The following is a 14648-nucleotide window of genomic DNA, read 5'->3' on the forward strand; positions in this document are numbered from 1 at the left end:
GTCACTGTTGTTTCAGTGCTCAAGTGCTCAATGCATGGCCACTTTTATCCGCTTGAAAGGCTGCTAAGTAGTAGCTGAAAAACTCTCTCATGCGCGTTGCCTCTTGGGGGGCGCCTAACGCGTGCACGATCTCAGCGCCCACCTCATAGGTGCACAGGTGCCCTTCCGATTGATTGCGTCGCAAGTCGTAGAGAGAAGCGGCTTGAGGCGAGAGCTGCACACAAGGCAGTGAAGCGAGCCACGCACTCTTATTGAGCATTTTGCGCGCTTCTTGCCACGTGCCATCCAGCACAATAAACAGTGGCGTTGCACCGTGCGTATCAGCGTCGGCGCTCGCTTGCTGAGGCGTTAGGCTTTGCTCACCTGGGTAAAGCAAAAACGGCCGATAGCGTGGGTTTTGCATCAGGGTTAGCAAGGTGTCGCAAGGCGAGGTTCGTTGCCACGTATGCACGCTACACGTTGACAGAGTGTGACTGAGCAGCCCTCCGGTATTGGTATCGCGCTGCTGCTCGTTTGGGTGCGTCAGCAGGGCAATGTGGGCGTTCAATTCAACGTGTGGTTGACGAACGCACACACATTGATGTCGCAGTTTACATCGCGGGCAAGGGGTGCTACTCATTTTAGTATTAGCCCTTCTTGATGCGGCGTGACCCCATCGGAGAAAAGCTGCACTGGGCTGAGCTCATCGTAATTGGCGACAGGCTCAACGCTGGGGTTAATCGGGTAGCTGATGCCATTGTGACGCAACACGTGTTGATTAGGCACGGCGCCGCCGCCACTGACGAACATCACCAAATCTTGCCATTGACCATGGACTTGAGTGCCGAGGTTAAATGGGGTTTGCACTAAGGTGATTTTACTGTTGAATCGCCACGCTTGTTGGTGCTGTTCAAAAATCAGCACTGTACAGCCGCCAGAGCCACACCAGTCCAGTTGTGCCAGAAGTTCCGGTTGACCATCACCATTGAGATCATAGGTCAGCCAGCGGTATTTTGTCCCGTTTGGATCGGTATTGTGCATGGCGAAATAGTCGCGAAGTGCTTTATCGACCTCTGCATCAAACTTGGCTGAAGAAGGAATGTCATCGCCTTGCGGTAGGCGGGTGAGGCTAGAGGCCGCCGCAGCGGACTGCGCGCCTGTTTGCGTCAAGGCCACCTTGGCTTTGTATAACGTTAGCCCGCCATCATTAATGGCATAAATCACGTCGCCAACGCGCTCTTTCTTCGCATTCAACTGATGACCATCACGAGTAAAGATACGCTCTGAGAGTAACGGTTGCTGCTGAAGATGAGTCATCACCACTTGCACCTGATCAGGATTAATCTGCTGCCAAAAGCCGTGTTCCACCGAATCGCCATCGCCATTGTTATAGGCGTAGGTCGTCATGGCGGTATGGTCAGGGTTGAGTGCCATGGTCACGGTGAAGTGCTGTGCTTTGGTCGAGGCCGCGTGATAGTCATCGACCCAGTGTTGGGTGTTGTCTTGGTTAGCAAGCGTGGCGCAGCCTTGATACTGCTTATCACCGATCGTTAGGGTGGAGGTCCAACCATACAGGCTGTCACTCATGCCATCGACGCAACTGCGTTGATTGAGTTCGAGTGAGCCATCTTGCCAACTGTAACGGCGACGGGTTTGTTCAAGACGCTTGCGCTCGACGGTGAAGGACTGCGCTTCAAACCCCATACGCTGAAAGACCAATTGGTCTGACTCAAAATGGGCAGACCAAGACGGCTCATTACCAAACGCCCGGGTCGGTTTTAGCGCTTGTTGACAGCGTTTAGGATTTTCAGCGCTGAGAAGGTTAATGCTCTCAACCACAAACTTGGCGGCGTAATTGGCCGCAAACCCTTGTTGCCCTGTGGGCTCTAGGTGACCGACGATTTCACCATACAAAGGGCTGTACGGTGAGCGCACCAGTTTCATGCCTTGGGCAAATCGGTCATTGGAGAGATCCAGCCAGTACTGCTGATTGCTGCCGCAAGGGGTGAGGCTGCGTACTTCGTGGCCGAGCACCACTTCACCGCGTAGCATGAAGGTTTGGGTAGGCGTGGGCGTTTCGCTATCGAGCGCTACATGCGAAGGTTGTACACTGCTGGGTGATGGCTGAGAACTGCACGCTTGTAACAACAATATGATGGACAGAGCGACTGGGTTTCGAAGCGCCTTCATGCTATATCTTCCTTAGCGTAAACGTAATGGATTTTATTATGGCATATTGGTTATTTAAAACTGAACCAGACACCTTCTCTATTGACACTCTTCGCACACAAAAGGTGTCGTGTTGGGAAGGTGTTCGCAATTATCAAGCGCGAAATATGATGCGTGATGAGGTGAAGCTGGGCGATTTGGTGATGATTTACCACAGCTCGTGCAAGAAAGTCGGCGTCGCGGGGATTGCGAAGGTCGTCAAAGAAGCGTACCCCGATCACTTTGCCCATGACCCACAAAGCGCCTATTTTGATGCGAAATCGAGCCCAGACAACCCGCGCTGGTTTATGGTCGATATTGAATTTGTGCGTAAAACCGATCGCTTAATTTCGCTTGCGACGATGAAAGCCATGCCTGAGCTGGAAGCGATGCCCCTAGTGAAAAAGGGCAATCGCTTGTCGATCATGCCGGTCACGGAATCTCAATGGCAGGCTATTTTAGCCCGAGAGTCTCGGGCTGACGGGAGCGCTTAAAACAGGTGGTCGTGCAAGTAATGCGCGACGGCATCGTCTGCGTTGCTGCCGATCACTTCGTTATTGGGCAGCGCATTTTTCACTTTCTGGTGAGAGGTCGCCATGACCAGTCCCTTGCCTGCCATCGACAACATTTCCACATCGTTCATACCATCACCAAATGCGATGCAGTTGTCGAGTGTCAGGTTAAGTGACTCGGCCACCACTTTCAGCGCTTCGCCTTTTGATACGTCTGCTGCCATCACTTCCAGACACCAAGGGGTGGAGAAAGCAATACTTAGGCTATCGCCAAATTTGGCGCGAAGTTGGGTTTCAAATTCCACCAAACGGTCATGATCTTTCTCTGGGTGGGTACAAAAAATCTTGGCAATACCCTCGGTTGGCGCGGCATTGGCGCTAAAACGTTGATAACCAAAGCCGGATTCACTGTGGAATTTGGCCAACTCTTCGTCATCGCGATCAAGCAACCACTCTTCATTGCGGTACATGTGGATAAAGAGGTTGGGATCTTGCTTGATCACATCGATCACGGCTTGCACCTGATCACTGGGAATATTTTTGCTGTACATCAACTGATCATGCTGATCGTGAACACGCGCGCCATTTGAGGTGATCATGTACGCTGGGATGCCAGCAATTTCACGAATACCCGCGACATCAACATGGTGGCGTCCGGTGGCGAAGATAAAGGTGTAACCTTTGGCGTGTAGGTCCTTCAATGTTTGTTTGGAGAACGCGCTCAGCTGGTGGTTGGGTGCCAGTAGCGTGCCATCGAGATCAGAAGCGACAATGCGAAAAGGCGTGTCGGTACGTGTGTCGGTCATATCACCCTCTTAATGATTGGTTGCCGTGTGCCATATAGGAGGGCCAACATGTTGTTGGCCAATGGGCAAGAGTGCTTATTCTACGTCATGCATGGCAAGAAAAAGAGGGTAATTTTCTCTGTTGCCCTTTTCCTGTTTTCACACTGCCCATTGACCTGTTTCTGAGAGAGTGCATTGCGAGCTTACACGCTGCCATATTGGTCAAAGAAGGCCAAAATCTCATCTAGGGTGCGGTTGCGGTATTCGTCGCGTTCAAACAGCAGTTCATGGCGCGCTCCGTCAATGGTCACCAGTTTGCTGCGAGGGTTGGTTTTGATGAGTTTACGAGCGAGCTGAGTTTGCGCGTCGTTGGCGACAATCTGATCGTCACCCGCCTGCAAAATCAGCAGCGGAGTTTTCAGGTGGCGGGTCATCAACAAACACTGTTTGCACGCCATTAAACTCTGCCAGACCCAGCGGGTGCTGGCGCCGCCAATTCTCAGTTGTGGCATCTCATCGTAGAGATTACGAAACCACTGGTAGCGCGCCTCACTTTGGCTGAGAAAATTGCCCTCAAACGGTTTGGGATAATACGCCACTTGGCCGGGGGCAAATCTAGGAGTGGGGTAGACGGCGGTGAGGAACTGGCCAATCATAGGCGCGAAAGGCTTGAGGTAGGGCGCAATATTGACGCCAAACATCGGCGCGCTCAGCGCGGCGGCGTGGAAAAAGGCCTCTTTGTTCTCAATACCTTGGGTCTGTAAGTAACGTGTCACCACATTGCCACCCATTGAGTGGCCGAGAATAAAGCGCTCGTTATAACGCTCTAAGTTAAAGTGCGTCACCATTCTATCCAAATCAAGGACGTAGTCGTTAAACTCCTGCACGAAGCCCATCTCAGTGTCATCGATTAACCGGTCTGACAACCCCTGCCCGCGGTGATCGTAAGAGTAAACATCAAAGCCTTGCTGATAGAGATCGTAAAACAGCTCTTGGTATTTGATTGCGCACTCAATGCGACCATTCACCACCACCACGGCTTTGTTGTGATGCTCTGACGTCAATGCGGCCCAATAGAGCTTCTTTTTATCGCGCATGGCCAGGTAGCCTTCTTGGCGGCTCTGCCATAATTGCGCAATATCGGCATGGATCGCTTGCTCAAAATTTGTCTCTTGAGTATAACGAGGTCTGATGGGTGAAGGAGAAGGATTCATGGTATGGAGACCTATTGCTGCACCAAAGTAGAAACTCAATTATGTTGGGCAAACGCACGTTAGTCGAGAGGAAAACAAAATGGATATGCACTTATGGTTGGCTTATGTGCTGACGGCGATTGTGTTTAGCTTAGCCCCTGGCTCAGGCACAGTGAACTCGATCAGTAATGGTCTTAGCTATGGCACGCGTAAGTCACTTGCGGCCATTGCGGGCTTGCAGCTTGGCCTCGCCATCCATATCACCTTAGTCGGGGCGGGCATTGGTGCGATTGTCGCTCAGTCTGCTCTGGCGTTTAGCATCATCAAATGGGTTGGTGTGGTGTATCTGGTGTGGCTAGGCATTCAAAAATGGCGCGACAAATCAACGCTTGCCACTGCCGAGGTCAGCGCGGCACTGACCAGTGGTCAGCTGCTTCGCAATGCCACTTTGATTAATCTCACCAATCCTAAATCTATCGTGTTTTTGGTCGCTTTGTTTCCTCAGTTTATCGATCCTAAGGGCGATCAGCTGACTCAGCTGTTGGTGTTGGGGGCGACGACAGTAGTGATCGATTCTGTCGTGATGCTGGGATACACCAGTTTGGCAGCTCAAATGGGAAAATTTATTCGTTCCGGTCATGTTATGAGTAAAATCAATAAGCTGTTTGGTTCCATGTTTGTCGGTTGTGGGGCATTATTGGCCACTGCCAAAGCATAATGGACACCCGTTAGGTCGTAGTCATGCGTGACACGTATGTGGCCCGCCAGCCAATTTTTAACGCTAAAAGACAAACCGTCGGTTACGAGTTGTTGTTTCGTGATGGAGAAAACAACGCGTATCCGGCGCACATTAACTCCAATCGAGCGACTTATCGCTTGATTGTGGAGAACTTCCTCTCGCTCGGCACCAACCCGTCGCTTGCGAAGTCGCGCTGCTTTATCAATTTCCCTTACCAGAGTCTCATCCGCCGTTTGCCCGAATCGCTGCCCAAAGAGCAGATTGTGGTCGAAGTGCTGGAAACCTGCGAGCCAACCGATGAGCTGTTTGATGCCATTAAAGATCTTAGCCGCCAAGGGTATGTGATCGCACTGGATGATTTTGTTTATACCCCACAGTGGAAACGCTTTTTGCCGTATGTGCAGATCATCAAGTTGGATGTGTTGGCATTGGGTTTGGAGGCGGCGTGTCAAATCGTCAAAGAACAAAAAAATCGTGGTATTAAACGGCAATATTTAGCAGAAAAAGTAGAGACAGAGGCGGAATACGTCGCCGCGCGCTCGGCAGGTTTTAGCTTGTTTCAAGGCTACTTTTTCAGTAAGCCGATTCTCTCCCGGCAGAAATACGTCACACCGGAGCACTTGATTGCAATGGAGCTGCTCAAAGAGGTGTGCCAGCCTCGTGTTGATTTTGACAAGGTCGAAGCGATCGTCGCGAAAGACATCGCGTTGTCTTATCAATTGCTGCGGTTCGTCAATACCATGTCGGAGCGGCTTTCGGTCACCATCTCTTCATTTCGCCAAGCCTTGGTTTACCTCGGTGAGGATAAGCTGCGTGTCTTTGTCTCGTTGGCGGTGGCGTCATACATTTCGACCAACAAACCCGCAGAGCTGTATAACTTGTCGTTGCAGCGCGCACAATTCTGCTTACTGATGTCGTATGACAACCCGTTCCAGCCTTATCGCGATCAAGCCTTCTTAATTGGTTTATTCTCAGTTTTGGATGCGCTGCTTGACTTACCGCTTGAGGATCTGGTGGGGCAGTTGCCACTCAATCGTGCGATTAAATTGGCCCTATTGGAGCGCCAAGGCCCTTACGGTGACTTATTGCTGCTGGAAGAGTGCTACGAACGCTGCGACTGGCACGGTATGCAGCAAGTGTGTAGAAAACTCAACCTCAGCGTGGATGACGTCATGCCGCGTATCAACGAAGCGCAGCGCTGGAGCCAAGACGTTAACCGTCTAGTGTAAAGCGCCTAATGTCAGGCGCGTCCATTGACAGCGCGCGACCTTGTTTGAAACTTTTATGACATCGCCACTCTCCCTCTTGATCTTCCTCTCCTGATAGATAAATATATTCGCATATCCATATATGAGAATGTAGACAATGTTACCTCACCAATTCTTCAAGTTGCTGTCGGACGAGACTCGTGTTCGTTGCTTAATGCTGATCGTGCGCGAAGAGTGTTTGTGTGTCGGTGAGTTAACCGAGGCGCTGCAAGAGAGCCAACCGAAAATTTCTCGTCATCTTGCGTTGCTACGCTCAAATGGCATTTTGGTCGATGTACGTCAGGGCCAGTGGGTCTTTTATCGACTGGCCGCCGATTTGCCGGGATGGATGAACAAACTGATCGATGATCTGGTGGCTTCAAACTGCTTAAAGACGCAGTACCAACAAGATCAACAAAGGTTACACGCGATTCAGGCTCGCCCTGTGTGCTGCGTGTAGCGGTCTAAATGAATGATGAAACAGATTGCCAATTGAGAGAGAGTGCAACATGACAATTAAAGTAGGGATTAACGGATTTGGTCGTATCGGCCGTTTGGCGCTGCGCGCTGCGTTTGATTGGGATGAGCTGGAGTTTGTTCAAATCAATGATGTGGCGGGTGATACCGCGACGTTAGCGCACTTGCTAGAGTTCGATTCCGTGCAAGGCCGTTGGCATCATGAAGTGGGCGTTGAGGGCGATAGCATGATCATCAATGGTCAGCGTATCAAGACCACTCAATCGCGCGACATCGATGCCGTTGACTGGTCAGGATGTGATGTCGTGATTGAATCAACGGGCGTGCATCGCAAAACGTCATTTTTGAACCAATACCTTGCGCAAGGCGTGAAGCGTGTTGTGGTCTCTGCACCTGTCAAAGAAGAGGGGGTGGCGAACATCGTGGTGGGCGTAAACGATCATATTTTCGATCCTGAGGTCCATCAGATTGTGACGGCAGCGTCATGTACCACCAACTGTATTGCCCCCGTGGTGAAAGTCATTCATGAAAAACTGGGTATTGAGCAATCTTCGTTCACGACCATTCATGATTTGACCAACACGCAAACCATCTTGGATGCGCCGCATAAAGATTTACGCCGCGCGCGCGCGTGTGGGATGAGCCTAATCCCAACCACTACCGGCTCGGCGAAAGCGATCGTCGAAATATTCCCAGAGTTAGAAGGCAAGATTAACGGTCACGCCGTACGTGTGCCGCTGGCTAACGCCTCGCTCACTGACATTATTTTCGATGTCAGCCGAGAGACCACCGCGGAAGAAGTGAATGCGCTACTTAAAGAAGCGTCACAAGGTGAATTACAAGGCATTTTAGGTTTTGAAGAGCGTCCACTGGTGTCAATCGACTACAAGGGTGACCAACGCTCAACCATCGTAGATGCGCTCTCGACTATGGTCGTTGGTGGCCGCATGGTCAAAATCTACGCTTGGTATGACAATGAAATGGGTTACGCCACTCGCACTGCTGAGTTGGTACGCAAAGTCGGTTTGGCATAAGGAGGATTGATCATGACACACCCAACATGGCAACTGGATTTAGAACAAGGTGCGTTGGTGCTGACGCCGTGTCCAGGTACAAAAGACGCAGACCTTGATGCCTCGCTTGAACAGCTCAAAGCACAAGGTGTTGAAGCGATCGTCACTGCGCTCGACGATGCGGAATTAGCCAGTAAAGATGTCGCGGCGTTGGGCGAAAAAACCCAAGCGCTCGGTATGCAGTGGTTTCAAATTGAAATAGAAGACGACTGCGCCCCTGGCAGTGAATTTGCGGCTAAGTGGCAACTCGCCAGCCCAACGCTGCACCGTATTGTCGATAATGGCGGCAAAGTAGCGATGCACTGCATGGGCGGTTCGGGTCGTACCGGTCTATTCGCTGCCCATCTGTTGCTGGAAAAAAACTGGCCACTAGAGACCATCATTAAAGAAGTGCAGGCGCTGCGCCCGGGCGCATTCACTAAGCCTGTGCAAGTGGATTACATTCAATCCGTAGCTGGCTAACAACCGAAGAGCGCTTTTGGAATATGGCAACTCAAAAGCGCTCAAACATCGCGATAGGTGAATTATGTTCGCTAACCTGAGCAAAAGCGTCCGCCAATACATGTTGGTCACGTTTAATTACTGGAATTTCACCATCACCGATGGCGCACTGCGTATGTTGGTGGTGCTTTACTTTCATGATCTGGGCTACAGCACGCTCGAAATTGCCTCACTGTTCTTGTTTTACGAGTTCTTTGGCGTCGTCACCAACTTGGTCGGCGGCTGGCTCGGTGCGCGTTTGGGCCTCAACAAGACCATGAATCTAGGGCTGGCGCTGCAAATCGGCGCGTTATTAATGTTGGCGGTGCCGAACGTTTGGCTGACCATCCCTTGGGGGATGGCGGCGCAGGCGTTATCGGGTATTGCTAAAGATCTGAACAAGATGAGCGCGAAAAGTTCGATCAAAACGTTAGTGCCGGATGAGCAGCAAGGTGCGCTGTATAAATGGGTCGCGATTTTAACCGGCTCCAAAAATGCCCTTAAAGGGGCGGGCTTTTTTATCGGTGGTTTACTGCTCTCGCTGGTGGGCTTTAAGTCCGCAGTATTGCTGATGGCAGGCGTGCTGAGCTTGGTCTTTATTGGCAGTGTGCTGAGCTTAGACAGTGGTATGGGCAAAGCCAAAAACAAACCCAAGTTTACGCAGATTTTCTCTAAATCAGAGTCCATCAACATCCTCTCAGCAGCGCGCCTATTCTTGTTTGGCGCTCGTGATGTGTGGTTTGTGGTCGCCTTACCTATCTACCTAGGTTCTGTTTTTGGTTGGCAGCATTTGTGGGTAGGGGGATTTCTCGCTGCCTGGACCATCGCTTACGGCATAGTGCAAGGCTTGGCGCCGAAGATTACCGGCAAAGCGCAGGGCCGCGTGCCTGATGGTCATGCGGCGTTAGTCTGGGCCGGGGCATTAGCCATCGTGACGGCGGCTATCGCCTATGCCGTGCAGATCGGTTGGCAACCGGAATGGGTGATTGTTGGTGGCTTAATGGTGTTTGGCGCGATATTCGCGGTCAACTCGTCACTGCACTCTTACCTGATTGTCAGTTATGCCAAGGGCGATGGTGTCTCACTGGATGTGGGCTTCTACTATATGGCCAATGCGATGGGGCGTTTGATCGGCACCATTCTTTCTGGCTGGGTATTTCAGGTGGCGGGCTTGGCGGCCTGCTTGTGGGTGTCGTTTGCGTTTTTGGCTCTGACGACGCTGATCTCTTTGAAACTACCGAAAGTGAAACAGCCCGCCATTGCTTAATCGCTTGGTAGGAGTCTTCACAAAGCGCTGACGAAGTTTTCCCTTTTGTCAGCGCTTTTCTTGTTATAGTCGAGAGATCCCAGACAAGAGATCCATCCTATGCGCCAACGAGTCCTCTTTTTTGATTTGCTTCGCTGTGTTGCGGCTGTCGCTGTGATTGCCATTCATGTGCTCGCCCCTTACCGGCACGAATTGGGCGTTATCCCTTTTGAGCAATGGTGGACAGCGGTGGCAGTCAACGGGGTGACGCGTTGGGCCGTTCCTGTGTTCATTTTGATCAGTGGCGCCTTGATGCTGAGCGATACTCGCCCGTTTGATTTGCGCTATTACGTTCAGCGCCGTTTGGGTAAGGTGCTGATTCCGTTTGTCGTATGGTCGATTTTTTATGCCTATCTTTCAGGGTGGAGCGCGCAAGGTTTTGATGCGCAGACGGTCAAAGCGGTCTTGTTAGGTAGCGCCCAGCATGAAACCTACTATCACCTTGGCTTCTTCTATTACTTTATCCCGCTCTATTTTGTCATTCCTGTTTTTCAGTATGTGGTGAAGCAGTATGGCGATGGCGCGTTGTGGGCGTATGTCGCCATCTGGCTGCTTACCACGACCTTATATCTATTTCGAATTGATGGGCCATGGAGCCACGAGCTTTGGCTCTATAGTGGGTACTTACCTCTTGGCTACTTGCTCTATCAAAGAGTACCGCTCAACCGGACCCTGTTAGTGGTGAGCATGTTGCTTGGTGGTGTGGCCTTGTGGGTGACGGTGCACATGGTGGTGACGTACAGTGTTGCGTCGGGCGAATACACGGTCGGTCGCTGGCTCTCCTATAAAACCCTCAATGTGGTGTTGGCTGCCAGTATGGTGTTCATGTTGTGTCGAGGGCTGGGAGAACGCTTATCGCCGCAGGTGGCCAAAGGGGTAGGCGTGGTGAGCAAGTACAGTTTGGGGATCTACTTGTTGCATCCTATTTTTTTGTGGCCAATGAAAGAGTACGGTTGGTATCAAGGCCATCCTGCCTGGGTGATCCCATTGTGGATATTGCTTAGCGGCGCGGGCGCACTGCTCATGAGTCATTGTCTTTCTCTATCGAGTAAAACGCGCTGGCTACTCCCCTAACGCTGGCGTGCGAAGTGAAGAAAGGTGTCGCCCTGATAGGTCAGGGTGCCTTTGTCCCCTGGGTTTAGCGCATGGTAGTAGTGGACGCCGACTTGAAATTCTCGCTTAGGCCCAAGCCGACCTTTTTGCACATAAATCCAGTATTCCAAATCATCTTCGCCGGGGGCGGCATGCTCGAGAGGCACACTCTGTTTATCGAGTATCGTGACCTGTGCGCTCTGCTCCTGCGAGCCTTCGCCTTGCATGTGTTGGCGATAAAAGCGAACAAACAGTGCGCCGCTGATCAGCACAAACAGCACAATTGCGACAAACAGAGTAATAGGCATACAACGGGCTCCTCAAAAGTACCGCGTTAGTGTAATCCGCTTCAGGCGGGGATGTCAGATCCAGCCCACATATCTTAGTGACGTTTCAGTGGATTTCTCACATTTCTCGAGCGATATCACAGGCGGTGATGCCGTGTCCGTTCATGTTAGTTACTTGTTGATTCCTTTACACAAATTTACTCGAAACTGTGAAAAATTTGCCAAAACTGGATAGCGCATTGATTGAATTCTCCCTAAACTAACGGAGACGGAGGGAAATTATGTCTGATATTGAGAGTGTCATTACGAGAACTCGTAAAATCGAGAAGCTCCTTCGGACACAATATCACGCAGAGGGGAAAGGCTTGCATCAGCTCGTTACAAGTTGCGAAGAGCGTTTACCTCATGATGTGATTGGCAAGCTGCGTTATATCGCGACGATTCGGAACAAAGTGGTACACGAATACGATTACCAGCTTGAAGACCCAGCGAGTTTTCTCAACACGTGTGATGAGTGTGAAAAAGAACTGATCCCGCGAAGCAGTCGGTTTATTTGGCGAACGGCGATTGTGCTGATGACCATGGCGACCTTAGCGGCGCTGTTCTTCTATTATGCACATTGGGATGTTTTAACTAAGCACCTTGGTTAAAAGGCCATTAATCGATGTTTTGTGATTTGCGGATAAACAGCGCAGGTGTCGATAAGGTCGCCATAGATAGGTGGTAAAACAGGCAAAAACAAAAAAGGGACGCTACGGCGTCCCTTTTTTGTTTTTTACAATTCAGACTAGTACAACATCGGCAGTGTCATTAGGCCAACAACAACCGCGATCATTACAAGTCCTTGTTTTTGTGAAGAAGTAATCATAACACTGCTCCTTAATAGTGATGCTTAACTCTATGACTTTTAGAATAGCAATAGTTTTGGGGGGTTATCAAGCTATTTTATCCCTATAGAGAAAAAGTGCCGTTAATTTTCTGTTAAAACTGCCGATTTTTGCCTTTTTTTATCCGGTGAATGTTTGTTTTTTGTGTTGGCTTTTATTTGTTCTTGTGTGTGATTTTTCATTTTAAGTTATTGTATTATAATGTTTTTGTTCTCATGTATTCGTTCTGTTTTTCTGGTTTTTGTTTTTTATGGGGCTTATTTTTGGCTGGTGGAATTATTTTGGTTAAAGTCGTAGTTTTGTCGTTATGATTATCATTTTTTGTCGTGAATGAGAGGGTGAAGGGTGGCAGTGCACAGTCTAGAAAAGAGATAATTTGTAAAGACGGTTTTTTGTACTCAAAAATTTTCGTTTAAGTTATTAATATAGTTGGATTTGTTTCTGTTTCTCTTATCTGTTCTCTGGGTTTTTGCTTGGAAATGATCGTTTCATTGTTACATCACTCAATAGGGGCTGAGTTCGTCTGTTTTTCAGATTATTCCTACAAGCTGGCGTTTGGCATTGCTTGGTTGCGTTAAGCTTGAGCGCCTCGCAGAGAAAATCGTTGAGAAGCCTAATCAAGATCGAAGTTTTGATGGCGCGATCTGGACATCCGCTATCCCCTGCCTACACTGGCACCTCAGTTTAAAAGAGGTGAACACATGTGGAGCTGGCTGTCGGTCGCATTATCGAGCTTTATTAGTATCTCTGCCGATGAAAGCAATAACCCTAGACAAGCGGCATTGTTTAAAACAATGTCGTTGTTGATGTTGGTCGTCTTATTATGGAGTGATGGCGGCGCTGCGCCGGTCATTGCTGGATGGATTACGTTGGGCCTTCTGGTTTCCGTCGCGGCAGATAGCCTCTATTTGCTCGGCAGGTGGCCCAAATGGTGTTTTTCTGCGTTTATTGTCGCCCAACTTTGCTATAGCACATCATTTTGGTTACAGCTCTCGGGAGAGATGGTGTGGTGGTTACCGGCCATGCTGCTTGCTATCGGGATTGTTTCCTTCTTCCTTTTGTTACCGAAATTGGACCAACTGATTTTCCCGGTTGTTGTCATGGGCAGCGTGTTATTGCAGCTCAACTGGGCGGCGGGTGAAGTGTGGTTGTCTCAGCACTCGCTCTCCTCAGCGCTGGGTTTTGTTGGGACACTTGTGCTGACGGTCTCCGCGGCTCTGCTTGCCCTGCATGATTATCGTCATCCAGTGAAAGGGGGGCGTTACCTGATTTCGGGCAGCTATATTTTGGCTCACTCTCTGATTACTTCGGCGATGATCCTCTAGCGTCAACGGGCTGTAACATTGAGGTTACCGCTTTACTGCCAATTTGATCGCGACATTGTTATACTTCGCCGACTTTTTATTTGGAGGTGAGTCATGGACATTTTATCTGCCGCGACCATGCTGTTTTTGATCATGGATCCGCTGGGCAATTTGCCGATTGTATTGTCGATTCTTAAGCACTTAGAGCCGAAACGTCGTCGTCGCGTCCTGATTCGTGAATTGCTGTTCGCGTTAGCGATTTTGCTGCTGTTCCTGTTTGCCGGTAAGGGCATCATGAACTTCCTTCACGTGCAGCCTGAAACCTTGAGTATCTCCGGCGGTATTATCCTCTTTATCATCGCAATCAAGATGATCTTCCCTAGTGCGGGTAGCATTACTGGCTTGGCGGCAGGGGAAGAGCCGTTTATTGTCCCGATGGCCATCCCTATGATTGCGGGCCCATCGGTGATCGCGGCGATTTTGCTGCTCTCTAGTCAACACCCTGACAAACTACTGCAACTGTCGGGAGCGGTGATGCTCGCTTGGGGCGCGACCTTCTTTATCTTGATGTTCTATAACTTCTTCCACCGAATTTTGGGTGAGCGCGGTTTGAAAGCCGTTGAACGCCTGATGGGGCTGTTGCTGATCATGATTTCAACTCAGATGTTCTTAGATGGTGTTAAAGGCTATCTGGGGTAACTCGCGCAACATTAAGACGACTTCGCTGTAACGACACACGCCGCCCATTGGGCGGCGTGTGTCGTTAAAGAAGATGATATCTGAAAACGCTATCAGGGGTTTTGCATGTATTTTTGACGAATATGTAGTAAGGCAAACACGCCAAAAAAGAGAAAAGACCACTTCTCCCAAGCGCTCAGGTTGTAGGGCTTAGCGAACGCGCGAATAAAAATCGCAGATTGGATCCCGTGCATGATCAGCATAAAGGCAAACATCGCGTACAGGGCATAAGCGGTGTTGCCTGGGAAGGGGGCGATGAGGTTCCACACCAGCACCAACCACACTAGGCTAAATAGGGCTTTTCCGGCCAGAATAAATAGAGGCATCGATCTCGTCCTTTT

Annotated in this window: 17 protein-coding genes; 11 read left to right on the forward strand and 6 right to left on the reverse strand. The window is 50.1% G+C overall.

Going from position 1 to position 14648, the window contains the following annotated elements:
• Nucleotides 1-19 precede the first annotated feature (19 nt).
• Together AC6R0R_RS18600 and AC6R0R_RS18605 are read right to left on the reverse strand one after the other, a co-directional pair.
• Complete coding sequence (locus AC6R0R_RS18600) at nucleotides 20-619, reverse strand: tRNA-uridine aminocarboxypropyltransferase (protein WP_500627801.1); 600 nt, start codon at nucleotides 617-619, stop codon at nucleotides 20-22.
• The gene (locus AC6R0R_RS18605) at nucleotides 616-2169 is read right to left on the reverse strand and encodes a COG3650 family protein (protein WP_500627802.1); all 1554 of its coding nucleotides are present in this window, start codon (nucleotides 2167-2169) and stop codon (nucleotides 616-618) included. The genes AC6R0R_RS18600 and AC6R0R_RS18605 overlap by 4 nt, the downstream gene beginning before the upstream one ends.
• 38 nt (nucleotides 2170-2207) lie before the next feature.
• Between AC6R0R_RS18605 and AC6R0R_RS18610 the strand changes: the two genes are divergently transcribed.
• Entirely contained in the window at nucleotides 2208-2681 is a 474-nt protein-coding gene (locus tag AC6R0R_RS18610; protein ID WP_334555609.1) for an EVE domain-containing protein, read from the forward strand.
• Here AC6R0R_RS18610 and AC6R0R_RS18615 read toward each other — a convergent pair.
• Nucleotides 2678-3505, reverse strand: a complete 828-nt coding sequence (locus AC6R0R_RS18615; protein WP_500627803.1) for a Cof-type HAD-IIB family hydrolase — start codon at nucleotides 3503-3505, stop codon at nucleotides 2678-2680. The genes AC6R0R_RS18610 and AC6R0R_RS18615 overlap by 4 nt on opposite strands.
• Before the next feature lie 182 nt (nucleotides 3506-3687).
• Nucleotides 3688-4698 (reverse strand): alpha/beta fold hydrolase, encoded by a 1011-nt coding sequence (locus AC6R0R_RS18620; protein ID WP_500627804.1) that lies wholly within the window; start codon nucleotides 4696-4698, stop codon nucleotides 3688-3690.
• Between the two features lie 79 nt (nucleotides 4699-4777).
• Between AC6R0R_RS18620 and rhtB the strand changes: the two genes are divergently transcribed.
• From rhtB to AC6R0R_RS18655, 7 genes are all read left to right on the forward strand, one after another.
• On the forward strand, nucleotides 4778-5395 hold the full coding sequence (gene rhtB / locus AC6R0R_RS18625; RefSeq protein ID WP_334555606.1) for a homoserine/homoserine lactone efflux protein: 618 nt from the start codon (nucleotides 4778-4780) through the stop codon (nucleotides 5393-5395).
• Between the two features lie 23 nt (nucleotides 5396-5418).
• A complete protein-coding gene (locus AC6R0R_RS18630; RefSeq protein WP_500627805.1) occupies nucleotides 5419-6645 on the forward strand; it encodes an EAL and HDOD domain-containing protein in 1227 nt (408 codons plus the stop codon).
• Between the two features lie 136 nt (nucleotides 6646-6781).
• A complete protein-coding gene (locus AC6R0R_RS18635; RefSeq protein ID WP_487902831.1) occupies nucleotides 6782-7123 on the forward strand; it encodes a metalloregulator ArsR/SmtB family transcription factor in 342 nt (113 codons plus the stop codon).
• 49 nt (nucleotides 7124-7172) lie between these two features.
• Complete coding sequence (locus AC6R0R_RS18640) at nucleotides 7173-8174, forward strand: ArsJ-associated glyceraldehyde-3-phosphate dehydrogenase (RefSeq protein ID WP_500627806.1); 1002 nt, start codon at nucleotides 7173-7175, stop codon at nucleotides 8172-8174.
• A 12-nt stretch (nucleotides 8175-8186) separates the two neighbouring features.
• Nucleotides 8187-8675, forward strand: coding sequence for a cyclin-dependent kinase inhibitor 3 family protein (locus AC6R0R_RS18645; protein WP_487902833.1), 489 nt, complete (start codon nucleotides 8187-8189; stop codon nucleotides 8673-8675).
• A gap of 64 nt (nucleotides 8676-8739) precedes the next feature.
• Entirely contained in the window at nucleotides 8740-9960 is a 1221-nt protein-coding gene (arsJ, locus tag AC6R0R_RS18650) for an organoarsenical effux MFS transporter ArsJ (protein WP_500627807.1), read from the forward strand.
• 99 nt (nucleotides 9961-10059) lie between these two features.
• Entirely contained in the window at nucleotides 10060-11073 is a 1014-nt protein-coding gene (locus AC6R0R_RS18655) for an acyltransferase (RefSeq protein ID WP_500627808.1), read from the forward strand.
• On the opposite strand, the gene AC6R0R_RS18660 is transcribed toward AC6R0R_RS18655, so the two are convergent.
• Nucleotides 11070-11399 carry a DUF2500 domain-containing protein gene (locus AC6R0R_RS18660; RefSeq protein WP_500627809.1) on the reverse strand — a complete coding sequence of 110 codons (330 nt, stop codon included), beginning with the start codon at nucleotides 11397-11399 and terminating at the stop codon, nucleotides 11070-11072. The genes AC6R0R_RS18655 and AC6R0R_RS18660 overlap by 4 nt on opposite strands.
• Nucleotides 11400-11659: 260 nt before the next feature.
• On the opposite strand from AC6R0R_RS18660, the gene AC6R0R_RS18665 reads away from it, so the two are divergent.
• The 3 genes from AC6R0R_RS18665 to AC6R0R_RS18675 all read left to right on the forward strand — a co-directional run bounded on the left by AC6R0R_RS18665 (nucleotide 11660) and on the right by AC6R0R_RS18675 (nucleotide 14268).
• Nucleotides 11660-12028: a DUF4145 domain-containing protein gene (locus AC6R0R_RS18665; protein WP_487902836.1), complete on the forward strand. Its 369-nt coding sequence runs from the start codon at nucleotides 11660-11662 to the stop codon at nucleotides 12026-12028.
• 938 nt (nucleotides 12029-12966) lie between these two features.
• Nucleotides 12967-13590 (forward strand): lysoplasmalogenase, encoded by a 624-nt coding sequence (locus tag AC6R0R_RS18670; RefSeq protein ID WP_500627810.1) that lies wholly within the window; start codon nucleotides 12967-12969, stop codon nucleotides 13588-13590.
• Nucleotides 13591-13683: 93 nt separating this feature from the next.
• On the forward strand, nucleotides 13684-14268 hold the full coding sequence (locus AC6R0R_RS18675) for a YhgN family NAAT transporter (protein ID WP_334555596.1): 585 nt from the start codon (nucleotides 13684-13686) through the stop codon (nucleotides 14266-14268).
• 92 nt (nucleotides 14269-14360) lie between these two features.
• Here the strand turns inward: AC6R0R_RS18675 and AC6R0R_RS18680 are convergent, their stop codons facing one another.
• Nucleotides 14361-14633, reverse strand: coding sequence for a DUF1145 domain-containing protein (locus tag AC6R0R_RS18680; RefSeq protein WP_500627811.1), 273 nt, complete (start codon nucleotides 14631-14633; stop codon nucleotides 14361-14363).
• Between the last annotated feature and the right edge of the window lie 15 nt (nucleotides 14634-14648).

It is taken from the genome of Vibrio sp. R12-SW3-ISO1 (assembly GCF_059834005.1).

Excerpts from the sequence above, each read along its gene's own strand:
- AC6R0R_RS18600 (WP_500627801.1), bottom strand. The coding sequence starts at position 619 with ATGAGTAGCACCCCTTGCCCGCGATGTAAACTGCGACATCAATGTGTG.
- AC6R0R_RS18605 (WP_500627802.1), bottom strand. The coding sequence starts at position 2,169 with ATGAAGGCGCTTCGAAACCCAGTCGCTCTGTCCATCATATTGTTGTTA.
- AC6R0R_RS18610 (WP_334555609.1), top strand. The coding sequence starts at position 2,208 with ATGGCATATTGGTTATTTAAAACTGAACCAGACACCTTCTCTATTGAC.
- AC6R0R_RS18615 (WP_500627803.1), bottom strand. The coding sequence starts at position 3,505 with ATGACCGACACACGTACCGACACGCCTTTTCGCATTGTCGCTTCTGAT.
- AC6R0R_RS18620 (WP_500627804.1), bottom strand. The coding sequence starts at position 4,698 with ATGAATCCTTCTCCTTCACCCATCAGACCTCGTTATACTCAAGAGACA.
- rhtB (WP_334555606.1), top strand. The coding sequence starts at position 4,778 with ATGGATATGCACTTATGGTTGGCTTATGTGCTGACGGCGATTGTGTTT.
- AC6R0R_RS18630 (WP_500627805.1), top strand. The coding sequence starts at position 5,419 with ATGCGTGACACGTATGTGGCCCGCCAGCCAATTTTTAACGCTAAAAGA.
- AC6R0R_RS18635 (WP_487902831.1), top strand. The coding sequence starts at position 6,782 with ATGTTACCTCACCAATTCTTCAAGTTGCTGTCGGACGAGACTCGTGTT.
- AC6R0R_RS18640 (WP_500627806.1), top strand. The coding sequence starts at position 7,173 with ATGACAATTAAAGTAGGGATTAACGGATTTGGTCGTATCGGCCGTTTG.
- AC6R0R_RS18645 (WP_487902833.1), top strand. The coding sequence starts at position 8,187 with ATGACACACCCAACATGGCAACTGGATTTAGAACAAGGTGCGTTGGTG.
- arsJ (WP_500627807.1), top strand. The coding sequence starts at position 8,740 with ATGTTCGCTAACCTGAGCAAAAGCGTCCGCCAATACATGTTGGTCACG.
- AC6R0R_RS18655 (WP_500627808.1), top strand. The coding sequence starts at position 10,060 with ATGCGCCAACGAGTCCTCTTTTTTGATTTGCTTCGCTGTGTTGCGGCT.
- AC6R0R_RS18660 (WP_500627809.1), bottom strand. The coding sequence starts at position 11,399 with ATGCCTATTACTCTGTTTGTCGCAATTGTGCTGTTTGTGCTGATCAGC.
- AC6R0R_RS18665 (WP_487902836.1), top strand. The coding sequence starts at position 11,660 with ATGTCTGATATTGAGAGTGTCATTACGAGAACTCGTAAAATCGAGAAG.
- AC6R0R_RS18670 (WP_500627810.1), top strand. The coding sequence starts at position 12,967 with ATGTGGAGCTGGCTGTCGGTCGCATTATCGAGCTTTATTAGTATCTCT.
- AC6R0R_RS18675 (WP_334555596.1), top strand. The coding sequence starts at position 13,684 with ATGGACATTTTATCTGCCGCGACCATGCTGTTTTTGATCATGGATCCG.
- AC6R0R_RS18680 (WP_500627811.1), bottom strand. The coding sequence starts at position 14,633 with ATGCCTCTATTTATTCTGGCCGGAAAAGCCCTATTTAGCCTAGTGTGG.